Genomic DNA, 22,792 nt, shown 5'->3' on the forward strand with positions numbered 1-22,792 from the left:
ATTGATAAAAATAGTGGCTGGTTACTTAACCAGCCTTTAGTTTTAGGAGTGTAATCTAGATGCTAGAAAAGTTATTGGATAAAATAAATAAAAATTGTACAAATGTTGATATAGAAGAAGTTCGTAAAGCTTTTGAATTATCTTTTGAAGCACATAAAGAGCAAAAGAGAGAATCCGGGGAGCCTTATATAATTCATCCGTTAGAGGTAGCCTGTATATTGGCAGAGTTAGGTCTAGATACATCAACTATAGTGGCTGGACTTCTACATGACGTTATAGAAGATACAGATTATACATATGAAGATATATGCCAAATGTTTAGTGTTGAGGTAGCTGATTTAGTACAAGGGGTTTCTAAATTAGGTAAAATTAAATATAAAACTAAAGAAGAGCAACAGGCTGATAATGTAAGGAAAATGCTTCTTGCTATGGCAAAGGATATAAGAGTAATACTTATAAAACTTGCGGATAGGTTACATAATTTGCGTACTTTAAGATTTAAAAAAGAAGCTAAACAAAAGGAAAAAGCAAAAGAAACGTTAGATATTTATGCTCCACTAGCACACAGACTAGGAATATCTAAAATAAAATGGGAACTAGAGGATTTATCTTTAAGATATTTACATGAAAAAGAATACTATGAGCTAGTAAAAGAAATAAGCCAAAAGAGGGCAGAGAGAGAAATTCAAATAGAGAATATAATTAAAAATTTACAAGATAACTTAGACAAAGTTGGGATTAAATCTGAGATAGAAGGTAGGCCCAAACACTTTTATTCTATATATAGAAAAATGGTTAAGAAAAATAAAACAATAGATCAAATTTTTGATTTAACTGCAGTTAGAGTGCTTGTAGATGATATAGGAGATTGTTATGCTGCTTTAGGCATAGTTCATACTATTTATAAGCCTATACCAGGACGATTTAAAGATTATATAGCTATGCCTAAACCTAATATGTATCAATCTATACATACTACAGTTATAGGACCTTTTGGAAAGCCTGTTGAAATTCAAATTAGGACTTATGAAATGCATAGAATAGCAGAATATGGTATTGCTGCCCATTGGAAATATAAAGAGGGTATATCAAATAACAGTGACTCTTTAGAATCAAGACTTTCATGGCTTAGAGAAATGTTAGAATGGCAAGGGGAAACTTCAGATGCAGAAGAGTTTATGGAAGGATTTAAAATAGACTTATTTTCAGATGAAGTCTTTGTTTTTACTCCTAAAGGTGATGTAATTAGTCTTCCATATGAATCTACACCTATAGATTTTGCTTATAGTATACATACAGATATAGGTCATAAGTGTACTGGGGCAAAGGTTAATGGCAAGATTGTACCACTAACATATCATTTAAAAACTGGAGAAATTGTTGATGTTATAACTTCTTCCAATTCTAAAGGACCGAGAATGGATTGGATAAATATAGCTAAAAGTAATAGGGCTAAAAGTAAAATTAAGTCATGGCTTAAACGTGCTAAAAGAGATGAGAGCATTGAAAAAGGAAAAGAACTTTTAGAAAAAGAATGTAAAAAGCATGGATTTACGTTAAATGAAATTTTAAAAGCTTCCGCCCTAGAAAAAATTTTAAAAAGGTACAATTTGAAATGCTTAGATGATTTATATGCAGCTATAGGTGTAAATGAAATTATACCTACTAATATTGTTAATAAACTTAAAGAGTCTTTAAATGAGAATCAAATTCAAAATAAAGATGATGAAATAAAGTCAATTGAAGATAAAAATACTATAAAAATTAGAGCAAACAATAAAGGGGTTTCACATATTCAAGTTAAAGGAGAAGGAAATCTATTAGTAAGGTTTGCTAAGTGCTGTAACCCAGTGCCAGGGGATGAAATAATAGGATATATAACTAAAGGAAGTGGGGTTTCAGTACATAGAAAAGATTGCAAAAATCTTATAGCTTTAGAAAATAAAGAAAAAGAAAGAATTGTAGATGTAAGCTGGGAAGATGAAAAGAACTTTGGTGAGTATTTAACAAAAATTCAAATTAAAGCTGATGACAAAGTTGGAGTACTTACAAATATAATTCAAATTATAAATGACAGTAGTGTAAATATTATATCAATAAATGCAAAAACAACAAAGGCTAGAGAAACTATTATAAATGTTAAAATATCTATAGCCACTGTTGAACAATTAACTAAAATACAAAAGAAAATACGATCATTAAATGGTGTATATGATGTTTATAGAATAAAAAATTAAATTGGATAGGGTGATAAAGATGAGAGCTATAGTTCAAAGAGTTAAAAACTCTAGAGTTGAAGTTGAAGATAAAATCATAGGGAAAATAGAAAAGGGATTAAATGTTCTTATTGGGATAAGTAAAGAAGATACAGAAGAAGATATAGATTATATAGTAAGAAAAGTTTTAGGAATGAGAATATTTGAAGATGAAAATGATAAAATGAACTTTTCGGTAGAAGATATAGGTGGAAGTATACTTTTAATTTCTCAGTTTACATTATATGGAGATTGCAGAAAAGGTAAAAGACCTGACTTTATGAAGGCACAAGGTGGAGAAAAAGCCAAAGAATTATATGATAAGTTAGTTTTAGAGTTTAAGAATAAACTAGGTGAAGATAAAATTGAAACTGGTGAATTTGGAGCTGATATGCAGGTTTATATACAAAATGATGGACCTGTAACATTACTATTAGAAAGTAAAAAAGAGTTTTAGTTATAGGTAGGTGTTAATTATGGTAATAAAAAGAGTTGTTGCAGGAATATATGGAGCAAATTGCTATATAATTATGGATGAAGAAACTAAAGAAGCTGTTGTTTTAGATCCTGGTGGGGACGTAGATGATATAGAAAAGGAAATTACTAAATTAGGTGCAAATGTAAAGTATATTCTTCTAACACATGGTCATGTAGACCATGTAGGTGGAGTAGATGAACTTTTTAAACTTGTAGGTGGAGAGATAGGAATAAGTGAGAAAGATTATAAGTTTATGAAAAAAGGTACTTATATTTATGGAAATGTTTTCTTTAATGGTGTAAATATCTATCTAAAACAAAGTGATAAAATTAAATTGAAAAACTTTGAAATAGAATGTATAGAGACACCTGGACATACACCAGGAGGACTTACATTTAAAATAGGAAATAATGTGTTCACAGGTGATACATTATTTACAGGTTCTGTAGGAAGAACAGATTTAGAGGGTGGAGATACAGAAACTCTTATGAACTCTATAAAAAATAAGCTTATGATATTAGAAGACTCTGCTATTGTGTTTCCAGGTCATGGTCCAAGAACTACAATGGAAAGAGAGAAAGCAACTAATCCATTTTTAAGATAGAATTTTAGAAAAAGGACTTGATAAAAATTGTATAACAAGGATACAGAAATAAGAGTTAATTTAAATAATTTACAATTTAGATATGATATTTTTCAAATAATAAATTTGTTTTATACTTTAGGTGATATAGAATTTGTTGATGAAAAAGAACACATAAAAATAGATATTTTTCAAGAAAAGATATCTATAAAACATGAAGATATTATTAAAAATTATACTATAAATGATAATTATAAAATTAAAGAAGAAGTTAGAAAAGCAGTTTTTGCTTTTCTAACTGATTTAACTAACAAGGATTTAGTTTGGGGAACTTTAGTTGGGATAAGACCATCTAAAAAGGCTATAGAACTTTTGGAAAAAGGTGTTAGCGAAGATGATATTATAAAAGAATTTGATGATAGATATTTTACATCTAAAGAAAAGTCTCAACTTTGCATAGATGTTGCGAAATGGGAAAGAAATATAATAAACAAGGATGAAAAAACTATTAGTGTTTATATAGGAATGCCATTTTGTCCAACTAGATGTGCATACTGTTCATTTACTTCGAATCCAATATCAAGTTGTAAAAATATAGTTAAACCTTATTTAGAAGCATTACATAAAGAAATATCAGAACTAAGTTTGTATATAACAAAAAAAGAGCTTAAAATAGAGTGCGTTTATTTTGGAGGGGGTACTCCAACTGCTGTAAATAATGAAGAGTTTGAGTATATAATGGGACATATATATAGTTCTTTTATAGAGAATAAAAATATAAAAGAGTTTACCGTTGAATGTGGTAGACCAGATAGCATTACAAAAGAAAAGCTTTTAACGATGCAAAAATATAAAGTTCAAAGAATAAGCATAAACCCTCAAACAATGAATGATTCAACACTAAAACTTATAGGAAGAAATCATAACGTTGAATCTGTAGTTGAAAAGTTCAATTTAGCTTGTGAATTAGGCTTTGACAATATAAATATGGATATAATAGTAGGGCTTCCAGGAGAAAATTTAAACAATATAAATAAAACTTGTGAAGCTATTAAAAGGTTAAATCCTCAAAGTTTGACAGTGCACGGTATGTCTATTAAAAGAGCATCTAAACTTTATGAGAATTTAATAAATAATAAGAAGTTTGAAATACCTAGCCAAGATGAGCTTAATGATATGTATGCAAAGACTGTTGAATTATCAAAGGAACTTGATATGAATCCATATTATATGTATAGACAAAAAAATATGGTAGGAAATATGGAGAATATAGGGTATTCAAAAAATGATAAAGAAGGCATATATAATATACAGATGATAGAAGAAAAACAAACAATTGTAGCATTAGGAGCAGATGCTGTTTCAAAAGTTGTTTTTCTAAATGATAATAGAATTGAACGTTTTGGAAATGTAAAAGATGTAAGAGAATATATAAAAAGAATAGATGAGATGATAGAAAAGAAAATAAATTTATTAGAATCTCTTTATGGAGTATAAAGGAGGAATTTCATGAACTTTAAAGCGCCGAAAGGAACTAAGGATATATTACCATCAGAGGTGTATAAGTGGCATTATGTAGAAAACTTAATGAGAGATATAGCTGCTAAATACGGTTGTTTAGAAGTAAGAACTCCAATGTTTGAAAGTACAGATTTGTTTAAAAGAGGTGTTGGTGAAACAACAGATATAGTGCAAAAGGAAATGTATACTTTTGAAGACAAAGGTGGAAGAAGTATAACATTAAAACCTGAAGGCACAGCACCGGCTGTTAGAGCATTTGTTGAAAATGCACTTTATGCAGATGCGCAACCAACAAAGTTATATTATTTTACACCAGCATTTAGATATGAAAAAATGCAAAAAGGTAGATTAAGACAACATCATCAATTTGGTGTTGAAGTTTTTGGTTCGCAACAGGCTTCCGTAGATGCTGAAATAATAAGTATAATTATGGATGTTTATAAACACTTTGGAATAGAAGGATTAGAGCTTCATATAAATAATTTAGGATGTCCAAATTGTAGACAAAAATATAATAATGCATTAAAAGAATATTTAGAGTTAAAAAAAGAAGGATTATGTCCAACTTGCCATAGTAGGTTAGAAAAGAATCCATTAAGAATATTAGACTGTAAAGTTGAAGCATGTAAAGAAATTGTAAAAGATGCGCCTATAACACTAGATTATGTATGTGATGATTGTAAAAATCACTTTGAAAATTTAAAAACATATTTAGAGGCTATAGGAATTAGCTATGTTATAGATCCGATGGTTGTTAGAGGCCTAGACTATTATACTAAAACTATATTCGAAGTTATGGATAATGGATTCACCCTTTGTGGCGGTGGTAGATATGATGGCTTAATTAAAGAAATTGGTGGTCAAGATATACCTGCTGTAGGTTTCGGTATGGGAATGGAGAGATTATTATTAACTCTTGAAGAAAAAGGTATAGAAATACCGAAGCCAAATTACATTGATGCTTATATTGTATCAATGGGTGAAAGTTCTAAGATAGAAGCTGTTAAACTTGTTAATGCCTTAAGACACTTAGGAATAAAAGCTGATTGTGATCATATTGGAAGAAGTGTTAAAGCTCAGATGAAGTTTGCTAATAAAATGGGAGCAAGTTTTACAGCAGTTTTAGGGGAAGAAGAAATAAATAATAGAATATTCAAACTAAAAAGAATGGATGATGGAAATCAATTCGAACTTAGTTTAGATAGTATAGATGAAATATCAGATGTAATTAAAAATAATTAGTTTTACTATAGGAATGAAAAACTACTTCTTAATTTATAATTTGAAGATTTTGAGTACTATAAAACTAATATAATTTTAAGTTTTTGTTTTAATTGGGTTTCATATCTAAACAGATTTTACTTTAGATGTGAAACCCATATAATGAAGTTGTAGCTACTATTGCTACAATCGGAATAAAATTTATGTTATAAATATTTAATAATTTTTTGTATATCTATACATAAAGGATAAGTAATTTTTAGGAGGTACAAATATGGGAGAAGCATTAAATGGGCTTAAAAGAACCATGATGTGCGGTGAACTTAGAGAGGAACATGTTTCTCAAAAGGTTACTGTAATGGGATGGGTCCAAAGAAAAAGAAACTTAGGTGGTCTAGTTTTTATAGATTTAAGAGATAGAACTGGCATACTACAAGTAATGTTTGGAGAGGAAATAAATAAAGAGGCTTTTGAAAAAGCTGATTTGGCTAAATCAGAGTATTGTATAGCTGTAACTGGTGAAATGGTAAGAAGAGAATCTCCAAACAATAATATTCCAACTGGAATGGTAGAGTTAAAGGGAGAAAGTATAAAAATATTATCTGAATCAGAAACTCCTCCAATATATATAAAGGAAAATTTAGATGCAGCAGAAAATATAAGATTAAAATATAGATATTTAGATTTAAGAAGACCAGATATGCAAAATATCTTTATGATAAGAAATAAAGCAAATAAAATTGTAAGGGATTATTTAGATGAAAATGGTTTCTTAGAGATGGAAACACCTATGTTAACTAAGAGTACTCCAGAAGGAGCTAGAGATTATTTGGTTCCTAGTAGGAATTATCCTGGAATGTTTTATGCATTACCACAATCACCACAAATATTTAAGCAATTGCTTATGGTTTCAGGTTTTGATAAGTACTATCAAATAGTAAAATGTTTTAGAGACGAAGATTTAAGAGCAAATAGACAACCTGAATTTACACAAATAGACTTAGAGATGTCATTTGTAGAAGTTGATGATGTAATAGCATTAAATGAAGGACTGATTAAAAAAGTATTTAAAGAAATAAAAGGAATAGATGTACAACTTCCAATAAAAAGAATGCCATTTAAGGAAGCTATGGAAAAATACGGTTCTGATAAACCTGATTTAAGATTTGGTATGGAAATTAAGAATATCACAGATGCTGTCAAAGGTAGTGAGTTTGCAGTATTTAAAAATGCAATAGCAAATGGTGGTTCTGTAAGAGCCTTAACAGTAGAAGGTGCTTCAGATATGGGAAGAAAAAAAATAGATAAACTTGGAGAATTTGTTAAAACATATAAAGCAAAAGGATTAGCATGGATAGCATGTAAAGAAGAAGAAATTAAATCACCAATAGCTAAATTCTTTAGTGAAGAAGAAATGCAAAATTTATTAAATGCTGCAGGAGCTAAAGTTGGAGATTTAGTATTAATAGTTGCAGATGTAGATAATATAGTATTACAATCATTAGGAGCATTAAGATTAGAGATTGCAAAACAGCTTGAAATATTAAAAGATAATAATGAATTTAATTTTGTGTGGATAACAGAGTTCCCATTATTAGAATATGATGAAGAAGAAAAAAGACATGTAGCATTACATCATCCGTTCACATGTCCTATGGATGAAGATTTAGAACTTTTAGAGGTAGATCCTTTAAGTGTTAGAGCTAAAGCATATGATATAGTTTTAAATGGAGAAGAGCTTGGTGGAGGTAGTATAAGAATTCATGATACTAAACTTCAACAAAAAATGTTTGAACTTTTAGGATTTAGTAAAGAAAGTGCATGGGAGAGATTTGGATTTTTATTAGAAGCATTCAAATATGGACCACCTCCACATGGCGGACTTGCATATGGTTTTGATAGAATGGTTATGTTCTTAGCTGGAACAGATAACATAAAAGATGTTATAGCATTCCCTAAAAATCAAAATGCGTATTGTCCAATGAGTGAGGCTCCAAATCTTGTTGATGATAAACAATTGCAAGAATTATGTATTAAAACTGATGTAAAAAAAGAAGAAAATTAATATTAAAAGAAATTATATGTTGAGCATATATTTCAAAATTATGGACAAAATAAAAGTATAATAAACTTTGTTAAAAAGTATTAATAAATATTTGAAAAAATATTACTGTTAGTATATAATAGAATTATAAGTTGAATTAATTTTCCTACTGTGTGCGTGGAAAAGGCCTATATTGAGCCAACATTTTAACAATAGGAATCACTGCTCTTTATTTGGAGTGTTGACTTGAGTACGGCTTAAGTACCAGAAAAATAAAGGAGGATTCCACCCGTGGTAGCACGGGTTCAAATACGCCTTGGAGACGGCATAGTGGGGTTAATTTAAAGAATTAAAGGTTGCATTTATGTAACCTTTTTTTTATACTAAATAAAAAGCGTTCGTTATATGAAAATTTAAGAATAGTTTATTGCTAGGGGTTAGCTAAAACAACGTATTTTTGACATGAAAATTATTAATACTATATTAGGTTGGCTAAGAGTGTTTTGTGAAGCTACAAGCTAATAAGAGGTAATGTAGTGCATTATGTTTGAAATGAAATAAGTTCAAAATTAGAATGGAGCATTCTACTAACCATAATAGAATGTAAATGGTGATTTGGTATTTAAGTTTTATAATGGTTAAAAAATTTATTATATATTTTAATATAGCTGAAACATAATGGATTTTTACGGCTGTGAGGCTTAATATCATGTTACAATACATATAAGTATAAAAAAGGAGGACTAACTAGTTTAAATAATTAGTTAACAAGTATATGAGTGATATAATTAATTTTAATGAGTTAAAAACTAAAGCAAGTGATAAAGATATCGATAAATTTGAAAATTATATATATGAGTTGTATTATTCAATGTCACAAGGAAAAATGAATATAAGTGATTTTACAAAGAGTTTAAAAGAATATATGGATAAAAATTCTATATCTAATGAAAAATTAATGAATATCCAAAAGAAACTTATGGAGAGGTATGGATTTGATACTGAGGATTTACAAAATCAAATGAAAGATTTTGGTGTTGATTTAAATTCTATGGGTCTTGGAAATATAACCGAAGAATATGAAAATTTAAGAAAAACTATTAGTTTTCAAGAAAAATATCAAGGTAAAACCCAAAGTTCTGCTGTTATGATATATAAAATAACTAATGATATTAATGATTTAGATATTTTATTAGAACAAGAAAATGTTATATTAAGAAGCTCTAATAAAATAGATATTCAAGATATAGAGTTAAATGAGTTTTTGTGCTCCTATAAAAAATTGTTAGAAGGAAAAGTACTTAAAATCTCTATATGTGAAAATGCGAAAGAGTATGAATATTAAAACCAAAATATAACAAAATCTATCTTTAAAGGCTTGAAATTTGAGCATATGTTCAAATTTATGGACGTCCCCAATTTGTAAGTTGGGGACGTTTTTATATTAAAAAATTTAATAAGTGCGTTTTTTTGAAAATATACTAGTTAAAAGATTTGCTACTGTAGAGGTAAGAATTACAGCTACAGCTATTGAACCAGCGTAAGATAATGTGTCTAATCCTTTGATTAAAGATAGCGCATAATTTCCTTTTACAGTTTCGAAAGTAGTATAATACATTCCACTTCCAGGAACTAAAGGAATTAATCCGCAAATTAAGTACAAGGTCACTGGTTTGTTAAAAATTTTTGCACAAATTTCTGATACCATACTTACAGCTATTGTACCAAAAAACATGGAAACTACAGCTGAGTAGCCTAAAAATAATAAATATTTATACACTACCCAAGACAATGCGCCACCAAAAGCAGTAAAGAATAAATGCTTTTCTCTGATATTAAATATAACACCAAAACATACTGTGCTCATAAATGCATATATAAAATCTAATAATAATTGAGGCATTATAGAGTACCTCCTAAAATAAATATGAATAACTTGAATCCAATTGCAGTTCCTATAGCAATGCTTACTGCTATAATTAAAGCTTCGACAGCCCTAGAGATACCTGAAATTAAATCTCCATTAAGAGTATCCCTAATAGCATTAGTAACTAAAAGTCCAGGGACAAGAAGCATTATAGCTCCTATAATTATTTTATCGATGTTAAAGTTCGGATTAAAATGATGTGCAATAACAGCAATTGAAGAAGCTGTAAATCCTCCACATACATTTGCAAAAAAACTGTTAACATTATATTTTTTGAAAATTCTACCGTTTAATGTAATTAACATTCCTATAAAAAAAGAAATGAAAAAATCTCTGAAAGCACCTCCAAATAGTAATGCGAAGAATCCTGCAGCAAACATTGAGCTTATTAAAACAGTATCATCACTATAAGGCGGAAGGGTAGATATGTATCTTAATTCTCTTTTAATTTCACTTGTTGGAATAGATTTATTAGATATTCGCTCTGATAAATCAGCCACTAATGAAACCTTTTTTAAATTCACTGTTGTTCCTGTTAATCTTCTCACAGTAGAAACAGTTTCACCATTATTGTTAATAGAAATTACAATAGTTGTTGGTGTTATAAAACTGTTTACGTTATGTATTTCAAATGTTTTGCATATTGTGGAAATTGTTTGTTCAACTCTATAAGTTTCTCCACCATTTTCAAGCATCAGCTTACCAGCATCTGCAGCTATGTGAATAATATTATCAGTATCCATTTATGCTCCTTTCTATTATAAATTTAACAATGCTCCTCATAATTATAGCTAGAAATATAAAGAAAGTTCAATAGGATATAAAAAAATTGCAAAATTTTAATAATACAATATATTTTGTATATATTGTATTATTAAAATTTTATAGTAGTTAAAAAAATATAGTATATAAAAAATGCGAACTTCAAAATCCTTCATTTTTTTGAATTTTTAATAAAAAAACCAACATTTTGAAGAAATTCAATTATATATTCTCCAAATATGTTGGTATAAGAAGTTATTTAGTTTATTAATAAAGATTACCGCTGACTCTCCGCTTTTTTAAATTTGGATTTTAAAATTATTTTTGTTAAAAGTCTACTTAATGTAGAAACAAACATAACTGATACAGAAATTGAACCAGCATTAAACAAAGTTTGTATACCTTTTGTAAGAGCGGCTGAATAATTTCCTTTAACAGCCTCAAAGGTTGTATAATACATTCCACTTCCGGGAACAAGAGGAATTAATCCACAAATAAGGTATACAGTTACTGGATTTTTAAACACACGAGCACATATTTCAGCAACAATACTAACCATTAATGTTCCTAAAAACAAAGCTAATACATCTGAAAGTCCATTTAGAATAGCTAATTTATACACAAACCACGACAGACCGCCACCGAGAGAGGCAAAAAATAAATCTTTACCTCTAACATTAAATAATATTCCAAATCCTAAAGAACTTATAAATGCATATATAAAGGCTAATATCAATACTTTCACTATAATGTACCTCCTAAGATAAATATCCAGACTTTAAATCCAATTGCAGTTCCGATTGCTATGCTAGCAGCTATTATTAAAGCTTCTACAGAACGAGAAATACCAGAAAGTAAATCTCCAGATAAAGTATCGCGAATAGCATTAGTAATAACTAATCCAGGAACCAAGAGCATTATAGAACCTATTATTATAGTATCTACATTAAAAGATGGATTAATATGATTTATAATAACTGCAATAGAAGAAGAGATTAACCCACCACAAACATTACTAAAAAAATTATTTACTTCATATTTATCAAAAAGCCTTGCTATAAAAGTTATGAGAAGTCCAATAAAGCAAGAAATAAAGAAGTCTTTTAAATTTCCTCCAAATAGTAATGTAAAGAATCCTGCTGTAAGAGTAGAACTTATTAAACTTGCGTCGGAACTATATGCAGGGATATTATTTATGTAATGTAATTCTTTTCTTATATCATCCATAGATAAAGTATTCGTATAGAGATTTCTAGACAAATCATTTATAAGGGCAACTTTTTTAAGATTTACTGTTCTATTTTTTAAACGCCTAACCGTAGTTATAGTTTCAGAATTTTTATTTGTTATAGAAAGAACTATAACTGTTGGAGTAACAAAGTTCTCTACATCTTTAAATCCAAAAGCTTGACATATCATAGAAATAGTCTGTTCAACTCTATAAGTCTCGCCACCATTTTCAAGCATTATTTTACCAGCATCTGCTGCTATATGAATAATATTATCAGTATACATGGCTACTCCTTTCGATGAAAAAATTATGCTTATTCAATTATATATAAAAATTTGCAAAATTCAATAGGATATGAAAATATTTAAGAATTAAAATTTATTTTTCTGTTAATTTTAAATTTAAAATTTATTAATAATTTTTTAACAAGTTTTTTGGGATTCCATATTTTTACTAAAAAATTGAATAATATTTTAATAAATGTAAAAAAATAGAATGGTATTCGTTTTCATTTGGAAAAATATAGATTAATATTTATTGTATATTTAAAAATAAAATATGTAATAAACTATGTATTTTTTAAATGAATTATTAATTATATCGATTACATAATTTATTTAAATTTGTATGTAAATTATAAAAAAAAATTTAAATTTAAAGTTTGTGAAATATAGAAGAATTTGTTACAATGTTAATAAAATAATGCTAAAATTAATAAGATTTTAAAAACATTATTATTTTGCATAATTAAAAATTTAATATTCAATATATTTAGGGGGGCAAAAGAATGAATTTAAATAATTTACAACTTAATGACAAAGAGTTACTAGAATTTATTAATGAGGAAACACAACGTCAAGAAGATCATATTGAACTAATTGCATCAGAAAACTTTGTATCAGAAGGAGTTATAAGAGCATTAGGTTCAGTACTAACTAATAAATATGCAGAAGGTTATCCAGGAAAAAGATATTATGGTGGATGCTTTGCTGTAGATAAGGTAGAAGATTTAGCAAGAGATAGAATGACAAAATTATTTAATGCAGATCATGCAAATGTTCAACCACATTCAGGTTCTCAAGCGAATATGGCTGTATATTTAACAGTTTTAAATCCAGGAGATACAGTACTTGGAATGGATTTAAGTCATGGTGGGCATTTGACCCATGGTAGTCCAGTTAATTTTTCAGGAAAATTATATAAATTTGTATCTTATGGTGTAGATAAGGAAACAGAAACTATAGATTATGAAGATGTTAGAGCAAAAGCATTAGAATATAAGCCAAAATTAATAGTTGCTGGGGCAAGTGCTTATTCAAGAGTTATAGATTTTAAAAAGTTTAGAGAAATAGCTGATGAAATAGGAGCATATTTTATGGTAGATATGGCTCATATAGCAGGATTAGTTGCTACAGGACATCATCCATCACCAGTTCCATATGCAGATTTTGTAACAACTACAACTCATAAAACTTTAAGAGGACCAAGAGGTGGAGCTGTACTTTGTAAAGAAGAATTTGCTAAAAAATTAGATAAATCTATATTCCCAGGAATGCAAGGTGGACCTTTAATGCATTGTATAGCAGCAAAAGCTGTTTGTTTTAAAGAAGCAATGGAAGATGATTTTAAAACATATATAGACCAAGTTGTAAAAAATGCAAAAGTTTTAGGTGAAGAACTTGAAAACTATGGATTTAGAATAGTTTCTGGTGGTACAGATAACCATGTTATGCTTGTGGATTTAACAAGTAAGGATTTAACAGGTAAAGAATTAGAAGCTATGTTAGATGAGGTAAGAATTACAGTAAATAAAAACACTATACCATTTGAAACAAAAAGTCCATTTATAACAAGTGGAATAAGAGTTGGTACTGCAGCAGTAACAACAAGGGGATTTAAGGAAGAAGATATGAAAGAAATAGCTTCTTTAATAAATGATGTAGTAGAAAATAGAGGAAAAGATTTAGAAGGAATAAAAGAAAGAGTAGCTATACTTTGTAATAAACATCCATTATATATGTAGTGGTGAGTTAAAATGAAAAGTGAGCATATTTTACAGTATTTAATAAACAATATTAACGAGGGAATACACATTGTAGATAATAAGGGGAAAACTATTTATTATAATTGTGCAATGGAAAAAATAGAAGGCTTGAAAAAAGAAGAAGTATTAGGTAAAAAAGTTTATGAATACTTAAAAGCAATGGAAAATGGCTCTACACTTATGAAAGCACTTAAAGAGAAAAAAGAATATAAGGATGTATTACAGAATTATTTTAATAAAGAAGGCAGAAAAATAACATCTATAAATACAACAGTTCCAGTAATTGCGAATGATAAGGTTATAGCAGCTATAGAGATTGCAAAAGATATGACTCAAATAAAAAGTTTAAATGAAAAATTATGTGATTTAGAGAAAAATAATAAAAAAGCTAAAAGAAATCATTATGAATTTAAAGATATAATAGGAGATAATTTAATTCTTAAAAATGAAGTAAATAAATCTTTAAGGGCTAGTTTGAGTAGTTCATCGGTTTTAATATATGGAGAAACTGGAACTGGTAAAGAGGTTTTTGCTCAAAGTATACATTATGGTGGAGCTAGAAAAGACAAGCCATTTATTCCTATAAACTGTGCGGCTATACCTAGTGCTCTATTAGAAGCTATGTTGTTTGGAACTGTAAAAGGAAGTTTTACTGGAGCGGAAAATAAAAAAGGCTTATTTGAAGAAGCTAATGGAGGAACAATACTTTTAGATGAAGTTAATTCTATGGAACCTTATCTTCAATCTAAACTTTTAAGAGTTCTTCAAGATGGATATATAAGACCAATAGGGAGTAACAAAATAGTAGATATAGACGTTAGAATCATAGCAACATTAAATGAGGAGCCTGAAAAACTTATTGATAGTGGTAAACTTAGAAAAGATTTTTACTATAGGTTAAGTGTTATAAGAATTAACATACCGCCACTAAGAGAACGTAAAGAGGATATTGAAAAAATAGCTATTTACTTTTTGGATTATTATAATAATATTTTGAATAAAAATATTAAGTTAATAGACGAAAAGGTTATAGAAGATTTTTTAAATTATGAATGGCATGGAAATATAAGAGAACTTAAAAATGTCATAGAAGCAGCAATGAATATGATAGATGAAGGTGAAATATTAAGTAAGGAATACTTTGAAAATAAAGCTATATTTAACAATAAAAGTGAAAAACTTTGTTTTTGGGAAGGAAATATTTCAATTAGTGATTATTTAGATAACTTGGAGAAAGAAATTATAGAAAGAATTTTTTCGAAAAATGGAAGAAATATCACTAGGACAGCAAAAGAACTTAAGATATCTAGGCAAAATCTTCAATATAAACTAAAAAAATATTCTATAAATTAGTAAATATGTTTATGAACTAGAATGAGTGCATATATTTTTGCATTTATTCTAGTTTTTTTATGTTTGCTTAATAAAAAATGGTATTTTAATCTTTAATAAGTGAAAAAAATTTGCATTTAGTGCAAAAAAATGGTCATTATTCAAAGAAAGTTTAAAGTTTGTTAAAACAAAATAGAGATTTTAATAGAAAAACTAACATATATTACTATTAAATATGGCATTGAAATTGCTTTAATAATTTAGTAGATTATAATAATTTACATTAATTTAAATATAAACATTTAAATATAAAATAGCTAAAAATTATATTTCCATTAATTGGGGGAATGAGCATGGAAAGCATAAAAATAATTTTCTGGGGATTAGGGGTTATAGGCAGTGAAATGGTAAAAATGACATTAGATAAGGTGGGTTTAGAAATAGTAGGAGCTATAGATAAGGATAAATTAAAAGTTGGGTTAAAATTGAGCGAATATTTAAATTATGGTAATAGTGATGTTGTTATTAGTGATAATCCTATAGAAATAATTAGAAGTGTAAAGGCAGATATTGTTGTATTATCTATTGATTCATTTGTAAAATCTATATTTCCAGAAATAGAACTGATAATAGAAAATAAAATAAATTGCATAACAATTGCTGAAGAGATGACATATCCTTATTCAATAGAACCAAATATATCTAAACAAATTGATAATTTGGCAAAAATAAATAATGTTACAATACTTGGCACAGGTATTAACCCAGGATTTATACTAGATTCTCTTATTATAATGCTCACTGCTTCTTGTAAAAATATAAAATCAATAAGAGCCAGTAGAGTTAGTGATTTATCAAAACTTGGAAGAACAATTATAAAAAGTCAAGGGGTAGGTACTACAATTCAGGAATTTGAAAAAGGCACAGAAATAGGGACTATAAAGGGACATATAGGTTTTGCTCAATCCATACCTATGATAGCTAATACATTAGGACTAAAATATGATGAGATAGTTGAAAGTAAAGAACCTATTATATCAAATACTTATAGAGAAACAGACACCGTTATAGTACACCCAGGAATGGTTGCAGGGTGTAACCATTTAGCTATAGCTTATAAAAATAATAAAAAAATAATAGTTTTAGAGCATACACAGCAAATATATCCTCAATGTGAAGGTTTTGAAACTGGTGATTATATAGATATTTATGGAGAGGGGAATTTACATCTTCATATAACACCGGAGACTCCAGGTAATATAGGAACAGCAGCTATTACAATTAATATGATTCCACAGGTTTTAGCAAGTAAGAGTGGTTTAAAAACGATGATAGATATGCAAATCCCTCATGTTATAGAGAATAATTTTGTAGATCAATTAAATTATTATTTAAAATAAATTAAGGAGGAGAAATATGATAAAAAAAGGAAGTTATGTTGAAATATCAAAGATAGTATTATCTAGTGAGGATAGAGCTAAAAATATACCGGAAGATACAAAATCGACTCCACTGAAAATGTGGGTAAGAGGACATGTTCTTATGGATTGCAATATTGGGGAGGAAGTTGAAATTGAAACTATTATAGGAAGAAAGATACGAGGTGTATTAGTTGAAGAAAATCCTAACTATAATCATAGTTTTGGTAAACATATAAGTGAAATTGACTATATAGGAAAGCAAGCTAAAGAAATTTTATTTGAAAATTAGTTTTAGGAGGTGAAAATTTTGAACAAATATGAAGAGCTAATGTCTAGAAAGAATGAAATAATGATTAAATCAGTAGGTATAGATTTTTCAAAGTATGAAATTGGAAAAATTGCCTTTGATTATGAAGGAATGATGAGAGATATAGGATATTCATTAGGAGAAGTAATGAAGATTCAGAGCAGAGTAGGAGTAGGAAATACACCTTTATTAGAATTGAAAAATATAACTAATTTAGCACGTAAAGTATCTAAGACGGGAAAAGCGGCTAGAATTTTTATAAAAGATGAAAGTTGTAATCCATCAGGAAGTTTTAAAGATAGAAGAGCATCCGTATCTGTTTATGATGCAAAAATAAGAGGGTATAAGGGCGTTGTATCAGCAACATCTGGAAATTATGGTGCAGCAGTTGCTTCTCAAGCATCTATGCAAGGACTGAAATCTATAATAGTTCAGGAATGTTATGATTCAAAGAAGGTAGGACAACCTGAAATAATAGAAAAAGGAAGAAAATGTGATTGTTTAGGTGCTGAAGTTATACAACTTACAGCAGGACCAGAATTATTTTATACATTCTTAGAAGTCTTAGAGGAAACAGGGTTTTATAATGCTTCATTATATTCATCTTATGGAGTAGCAGGAATTGAAACTTTAGGTTATGAAATAGCTACTGAGTGTAGAGAAAGGTTTGGTAAAGATCCTGTAGCTGTTATTTCAACACATGCTGGTGGTGGTAATGTCACTGGTACAGCAAGAGGGCTTATAAAGGCAGGTGCAGTTGATACTAAAGTCATAGGAGCTTCTGTTGATTTGGAAGGACTTCATATGGCAAGTGATACTGATTTTAATAGAAAATCTTTTACTACTGGACATACTGGTTTTGGAATACCATTTATGGTGTGGCCAGATAGAAGTGATGTACCAAGAAGTGCTGCTAGACCATTAAGGTATTTAGATAGATATGTTACCTTGAGTCAAGGAGAGGTTTTTTATGTTACTGAATTATTATCAAAAATAGAAGGTTTAGAAAGAGGACCAGCAGGAAATACGTCATTAGCAGCGGCATTTGTAATAGCTCAAGAGATGGAAGATGATGATATTCTAGTTGTTCAGGAAACAGAATATACTGGTGCTGGAAAGCATATCTTACCACAATTAACCTTTGCAAAAGAAAATGGAATAGATATTATAGTTGGTAATCCTAAAGAAGAAATTCCAGGTAAGAATATTATTCTTCCAGAAAATCCATCTAAAATATCTATATCAGAAAAAGATTTAAATCGTTATAGAAAGTCTCTTATAAAAAATAGTGTTAAAAACTTACAGGATAAAACTATAGCCATGATAGATTTAGACTTTTTATGTGAAGAGACTAAATTGTCAAAACTGGATTTGTTAGATATTCTTAAAGAATTTAAGGTATATGTGAAATAAACTAATAATTCATAATAGTATTTAAGCTTAATTTTTATTAAAATGGGGGGATGGACAATGAAAAGAGAAGATGATTTTCAATTAAGAAGAAAGCATTTGCAAAATTTAAGTGATGAAGAGCTTTACGAAAAATTTTGGAGCTTAACAGAGGAAATAGTAAAACCACTTGTGGATTTATCATACAAAAATACCTCACCATCAATTGAAAGGTCTGTTCTTTTGAGAATGGGATTTTCTAGTATAGAAGCTGGAAAAATAGTAGCAGAAGGCAATAAATTAAATTTATTGCAAAAGGGTATTGGAAATGTAGTTTTAAAATATGCAAATAAAAAGGATATAGGGTATATAGAAGCAGGTAGAATTTTGGCAGAGGGTAATGGTTGGAGTGAAGCTGTTGAAATGTTTAGGGGGGATAAAAATTGTTAGAAAAGGATAAAAAAATCAATGTGGAAGAAATATTAAAAGATTTAGATAAATATACACCTAAGAGAAGAGGTTGGCATTGGAGAGAAGAACATGATGAACCTATTGGTGAATTTACTTATAAGGAAATTAGTAAGCCTTTAGAAAACAGTAGAAGTCTTCCATCATCTAGAAGTTTTAACAATATAGATCCTCAACCGATACCTATAATTACATCGGAAATAGCTTCTGGGAGATTTGAAGATGATATAAGAAGAATGAGAATGGCTGCTTGGCATGGTGCGGATCATATAATGGTTATAAGAACAGCAGGGCAAAGTCATTATGATGGATTGATAGAAGGAACACCAGAAGGTATAGGTGGAGTTCCAATTACAAGAAAAGAAGTTAGAGCTACAAGAAAAGCTTTAGATTTAATAGAAGAAGAAGTAGGAAGACCTATTAATTTTCACTCATATGTTTCAGGTGTAGCAGGACCAGATATTGCAGTTATGTTTGCGGAGGAAGGAGTAAATGGTGCACACCAAGATCCACAATACAATGTATTATATAGAAATATAAATATGGTACGTTCTTTTGTAGATGCTGCAGTTGCAAAAAAACTTATGGCATGGGCAGGTACCCTTCAAATAGATGGAGCACATAATGCTAATGCAACAGCTATGAAAGGATATAATGTAATGCCAGAGCTTATGGTACAACATGCTATAAATTCAAAATTTTCTGAACTTATAGGAATGAAAAGTGAAAATATAGCTCTTTCAACAGTACCGCCAACAGCACCTCCAGCACCTTGTCTAAGATATGATTTGCCTTATGCAGTAGCACTTAGAGAATTGTTTAGAAATTATAAAATGAGAGCTCAAATGAATACAAAATACATGGATTCGTGCACTAGGGAAGCTACAGTAACTCATACATTAAATCTTTTGATTTCAAAACTTACATCAGTTGATATTCAAAGTACTATAACACCTGATGAAGGTAGAAATGTACCTTGGCATTATAATAATATACATGCTGTCAATACTGCAAAACAGGCATTAATAGGTATGGATGGTTTAATGGATTTAGTTGAGCTTAAAAAAGATGGTTATTTAGGAGAAAAAGTTAGAGAACTCAAGGAAAGAGCAGTGCTTTTCTTAGAAGAAATATTAGAAAATGGAGGATATTTTGAAGCAGTAGAAAAAGGATTTTTCGTTGACTCAGGAGAATATCCAGCAAGAAACAGTGATGGAATTTCAAGAAAGATAGATGGTGGTATAGGAGTTGGTACAGTAGTAGAAAGAGATGAAGACTATTTTGCTCCAGTTTGTGGTCACTTTGGTTATAATAATATACCAGAAAAATATAAAAAACCATGTGAATCTATAGATGGATGTACTTTATGTAAACATGGAAAAATCCAATATATTGATGAGTTAGATGAGGAAGATAATGTTTATAGAAGAATGGAAAAAGTTAAAGAGGATGGAACTATAATTCCAGAGGTAGAATGGAAAAAAGATGGATATGTATCCGCTACTATTTTTATACCTGAAGAAGAACGTACTGCAGAAGCAGCAGCCCTTGAAATGGGTAAAAATATGAATTTAATAGATGTTGAAGTTATTCATAAACAAATTATGCAAGATGCAGAGGGAACTTTAGTAGAAATTAAAGGGAGAGTTAATTTTGCAGTTAAAAAAGACGAATTAAAAGTTCCAGAGAAAAAGGAACTTTTAAGTGATGATTTGATGAGAGAATATGTTAAAGAAAATCCTATAAAGATAGTTGCGGCTACTGTAGGAGAAGATGAACATTCTGTTGGATTAAGAGAAATTATAGATATAAAACATGGTGGAATAGAAAGATATGGGATAGAGTGTGTTTATTTAGGAACATCTTGTCCAGTAGAAAAGTTAATAGATGCAGCTATAGAAACAAAAGCTCAGGCTATAGTAGCTAGTACGATAATAACTCATAATGATGTACACACTAAGAATATGAAAAAAATACATGATCTTTGTGTGGAAAAAGGTGTTAGGGATAAATTTATATTAGTTTCAGGGGGGACACAAGTAACTAATGAAATAGCTGTAGCAAATGGTATGGATGGTGGATTTGGAAGAGGAACTCATGGTAATGATGTAGCATCATTTATAATTGAAACTCTTATGAAAAAAAATGAAGAATAATTAAGTGTATTAATTTAGGATTCCAAGTTGACTCTTAAAGTTATTCATTCCAAAACTTGGATACCTAAAATAGTGAGACATGCTCCGAATCACTTAGAATTCAACACTACATCTTGTGTAAAAATATTTTAAGGGTGTTGAATAAATTTAAATTGGAGCTTGTTTCCCTATAATAAAACATAAGTGAAATTAAAAATAATAAGGGGGTGAAAATAAATAATGAAGGTAGATTACTTGGTAGCTGAAATAGGTAGCACTACAACATTAGTTACAGCACTAAGTTTTACTAATGGTTGTGAAATTGTGGGACAAGGTAAGGCGTTTACAACAGTGCTTGATGGAGATGTAACTATAGGTCTTAAAAATGCCATTAAAGACATAGAAAATGCTATAGGAGAAAGTATTCAATATAAAAAAATGTTAGCAACAAGTAGCGCCGCTGGAGGATTAAAAATAACAGTTCATGGTCTTGTGGAAGATATGACAGTAAAAGCGGCTAGAGAAGCAGCTCTAGGCGCAGGCGGAATAATAAAAATGGTCACAGCTGGAAAACTAAGAAAAAGCGATATAAAAAAAATAAAGGAAATTAGTCCAAATCTTATTATGATTGCAGGTGGAACAGATTATGGTGAAAGGGATACAGCGCTATATAATTCAGAAATAATAAAAAATGAAAATTTAAATATACCTATAGTATATTGTGGAAATACAGCTAATGTAGAAGAAGTAAAGGGAATATTTGAAGGTGATGAGTTATATATAATAGATAATGTTTATCCTAGGGTAGATGAGATTAATGTAGAACCTGCAAGAAAAATTATACAGGAAGTATTTGAAAGAAATATTGTTAAAGCACCAGGTATGGAACAGATAAGAAAAATGGTAGATGGTGCAATAATGACCACACCAGGGGCTGTAATGGAAGCTACAAAACTTTTATATGAAAATATAGGTGATTTAGTTGTTATAGATGTAGGGGGAGCAACGACAGATGTTCATTCAGTGACGGAAGGATCTAAAGAAATATTAGATATGCTAGTAATACCAGAGCCTAAGGCCAAAAGAACTGTTGAAGGAGATTTAGGAGTTTATATAAATAGCGTAAATTTAATTTCAAATTTAAGTAAAGATGAAAAACAAGGATTAACAGATGTACAGATACAAAACAATATAAAACCTATACCAGATTCAGAAGAAGAAAAAAAATGGAGTAGTGCTTTATGTAAAAAAGCTGTTGAGTTGGCAATTAAAAGACATATTGGTGTAATAAAAAGATCTTATGGTAGTGGAAAAAATTTTTTAGCTTATGGAAAAGATTTATCAAAGGTGAAATATATAATTGGAACGGGAGGAGCTCTTACTAGGTTACCAAAGGGAAAAGAATCTTTGAATATGATAAAATATATTGGAAGTGATTTAACGATGCATCCTAAAGAAGATGCCATAGTTTTGTTGGATAAATTTTATATAATGGCACTTGCTGGGGTTTTATCAAGAGAAGATAGTGAACTTGCATCAGTACTTTTAAGAGCAAGTTTAGAATAAGGTCTTATTTAATATTTAAATTCTTTATTAATAGATAAATAGATAAATAGGTTAATAATATTAATAAGCTATGAAAATTTAATGAGTATTAAACTTTCATAGCTTATT

At 29.1% G+C, this 22,792-nt stretch carries 19 protein-coding genes and 1 other RNA gene; 16 read left to right on the forward strand and 4 right to left on the reverse strand.

Annotation, left to right across the window (positions count from 1 at the left end; all coding sequences use genetic code 11):
- The first annotated feature begins 59 nt into the window (after positions 1-59).
- The 8 genes from ACYUE0_RS00195 (at position 60) to ACYUE0_RS00230 (ending at position 9,447) form a co-directional block, all read left to right on the forward strand.
- Positions 60-2,237 carry a RelA/SpoT family protein gene (locus tag ACYUE0_RS00195; RefSeq protein WP_061993958.1) on the forward strand — a complete coding sequence of 726 codons (2,178 nt, stop codon included), beginning with the start codon at positions 60-62 and terminating at the stop codon, positions 2,235-2,237.
- A 19-nt stretch (positions 2,238-2,256) separates the two neighbouring features.
- On the forward strand, positions 2,257-2,712 hold the full coding sequence (dtd, locus tag ACYUE0_RS00200; RefSeq protein WP_061993959.1) for a D-aminoacyl-tRNA deacylase: 456 nt from the start codon (positions 2,257-2,259) through the stop codon (positions 2,710-2,712).
- 19 nt (positions 2,713-2,731) lie between these two features.
- Positions 2,732-3,337 carry an MBL fold metallo-hydrolase gene (locus ACYUE0_RS00205; RefSeq protein WP_061993960.1) on the forward strand — a complete coding sequence of 202 codons (606 nt, stop codon included), beginning with the start codon at positions 2,732-2,734 and terminating at the stop codon, positions 3,335-3,337.
- Between the two features lie 27 nt (positions 3,338-3,364).
- Positions 3,365-4,813: a coproporphyrinogen III oxidase gene (locus ACYUE0_RS00210; RefSeq protein WP_460269108.1), complete on the forward strand. Its 1,449-nt coding sequence runs from the start codon at positions 3,365-3,367 to the stop codon at positions 4,811-4,813.
- Positions 4,814-4,825: 12 nt separating this feature from the next.
- On the forward strand, positions 4,826-6,079 hold the full coding sequence (gene hisS, locus ACYUE0_RS00215) for a histidine--tRNA ligase (protein ID WP_460269109.1): 1,254 nt from the start codon (positions 4,826-4,828) through the stop codon (positions 6,077-6,079).
- 253 nt (positions 6,080-6,332) lie between these two features.
- Positions 6,333-8,123 (forward strand): aspartate--tRNA ligase, encoded by a 1,791-nt coding sequence (aspS, locus tag ACYUE0_RS00220; protein ID WP_460269110.1) that lies wholly within the window; start codon positions 6,333-6,335, stop codon positions 8,121-8,123.
- Between the two features lie 139 nt (positions 8,124-8,262).
- Positions 8,263-8,443: non-coding RNA, 6S RNA (ssrS, locus tag ACYUE0_RS00225), on the forward strand.
- Positions 8,444-8,877: 434 nt separating this feature from the next.
- Positions 8,878-9,447: a DUF3867 domain-containing protein gene (locus ACYUE0_RS00230; RefSeq protein ID WP_061993964.1), complete on the forward strand. Its 570-nt coding sequence runs from the start codon at positions 8,878-8,880 to the stop codon at positions 9,445-9,447.
- Positions 9,448-9,555: 108 nt separating this feature from the next.
- Here ACYUE0_RS00230 and ACYUE0_RS00235 read toward each other — a convergent pair whose 3' ends face one another.
- From ACYUE0_RS00235 to ACYUE0_RS00250, 4 genes are all read right to left on the reverse strand, one after another.
- Positions 9,556-10,005 carry a threonine/serine exporter family protein gene (locus tag ACYUE0_RS00235; protein ID WP_061993965.1) on the reverse strand — a complete coding sequence of 150 codons (450 nt, stop codon included), beginning with the start codon at positions 10,003-10,005 and terminating at the stop codon, positions 9,556-9,558.
- The gene (locus ACYUE0_RS00240; RefSeq protein ID WP_061993966.1) at positions 10,005-10,772 is read right to left on the reverse strand and encodes a threonine/serine exporter family protein; all 768 of its coding nucleotides are present in this window, start codon (positions 10,770-10,772) and stop codon (positions 10,005-10,007) included. The genes ACYUE0_RS00235 and ACYUE0_RS00240 overlap by 1 nt, the downstream gene beginning before the upstream one ends.
- 296 nt (positions 10,773-11,068) lie before the next feature.
- Complete coding sequence (locus ACYUE0_RS00245) at positions 11,069-11,536, reverse strand: threonine/serine exporter family protein (protein ID WP_199869183.1); 468 nt, start codon at positions 11,534-11,536, stop codon at positions 11,069-11,071.
- Entirely contained in the window at positions 11,536-12,306 is a 771-nt protein-coding gene (locus ACYUE0_RS00250; protein ID WP_199869182.1) for a threonine/serine exporter family protein, read from the reverse strand. The genes ACYUE0_RS00245 and ACYUE0_RS00250 overlap by 1 nt, the downstream gene beginning before the upstream one ends.
- A gap of 503 nt (positions 12,307-12,809) precedes the next feature.
- On the opposite strand from ACYUE0_RS00250, the gene glyA reads away from it, so the two are divergent.
- From glyA to ACYUE0_RS00290, 8 genes are all read left to right on the forward strand, one after another.
- Complete coding sequence (gene glyA / locus ACYUE0_RS00255) at positions 12,810-14,045, forward strand: serine hydroxymethyltransferase (RefSeq protein ID WP_010292934.1); 1,236 nt, start codon at positions 12,810-12,812, stop codon at positions 14,043-14,045.
- A gap of 12 nt (positions 14,046-14,057) precedes the next feature.
- A complete protein-coding gene (locus ACYUE0_RS00260; RefSeq protein ID WP_061993969.1) occupies positions 14,058-15,419 on the forward strand; it encodes a sigma-54 interaction domain-containing protein in 1,362 nt (453 codons plus the stop codon).
- A gap of 332 nt (positions 15,420-15,751) precedes the next feature.
- Positions 15,752-16,798, forward strand: coding sequence for a 2,4-diaminopentanoate dehydrogenase (gene ord / locus ACYUE0_RS00265; RefSeq protein WP_460269112.1), 1,047 nt, complete (start codon positions 15,752-15,754; stop codon positions 16,796-16,798).
- Between the two features lie 16 nt (positions 16,799-16,814).
- Positions 16,815-17,108: a 2-amino-4-oxopentanoate thiolase subunit OrtA gene (ortA, locus tag ACYUE0_RS00270; RefSeq protein ID WP_061993971.1), complete on the forward strand. Its 294-nt coding sequence runs from the start codon at positions 16,815-16,817 to the stop codon at positions 17,106-17,108.
- 9 nt (positions 17,109-17,117) lie between these two features.
- A complete protein-coding gene (gene ortB, locus ACYUE0_RS00275; RefSeq protein ID WP_460269113.1) occupies positions 17,118-18,539 on the forward strand; it encodes a 2-amino-4-oxopentanoate thiolase subunit OrtB in 1,422 nt (473 codons plus the stop codon).
- 57 nt (positions 18,540-18,596) lie between these two features.
- Positions 18,597-18,965: an ornithine aminomutase subunit alpha gene (locus ACYUE0_RS00280; RefSeq protein WP_460269114.1), complete on the forward strand. Its 369-nt coding sequence runs from the start codon at positions 18,597-18,599 to the stop codon at positions 18,963-18,965.
- Positions 18,959-21,139, forward strand: a complete 2,181-nt coding sequence (oraE, locus tag ACYUE0_RS00285; protein ID WP_460269115.1) for a D-ornithine 4,5-aminomutase subunit OraE — start codon at positions 18,959-18,961, stop codon at positions 21,137-21,139. Before ACYUE0_RS00280 ends, oraE begins: the two co-directional genes overlap by 7 nt.
- Before the next feature lie 219 nt (positions 21,140-21,358).
- Positions 21,359-22,684 (forward strand): GlmL-related ornithine degradation protein, encoded by a 1,326-nt coding sequence (locus tag ACYUE0_RS00290; protein ID WP_460269116.1) that lies wholly within the window; start codon positions 21,359-21,361, stop codon positions 22,682-22,684.
- The last annotated feature ends 108 nt before the right edge of the window (positions 22,685-22,792 follow it).

The sequence above is a fragment of the Clostridium sp. CTA-19 genome (assembly GCF_054767855.1).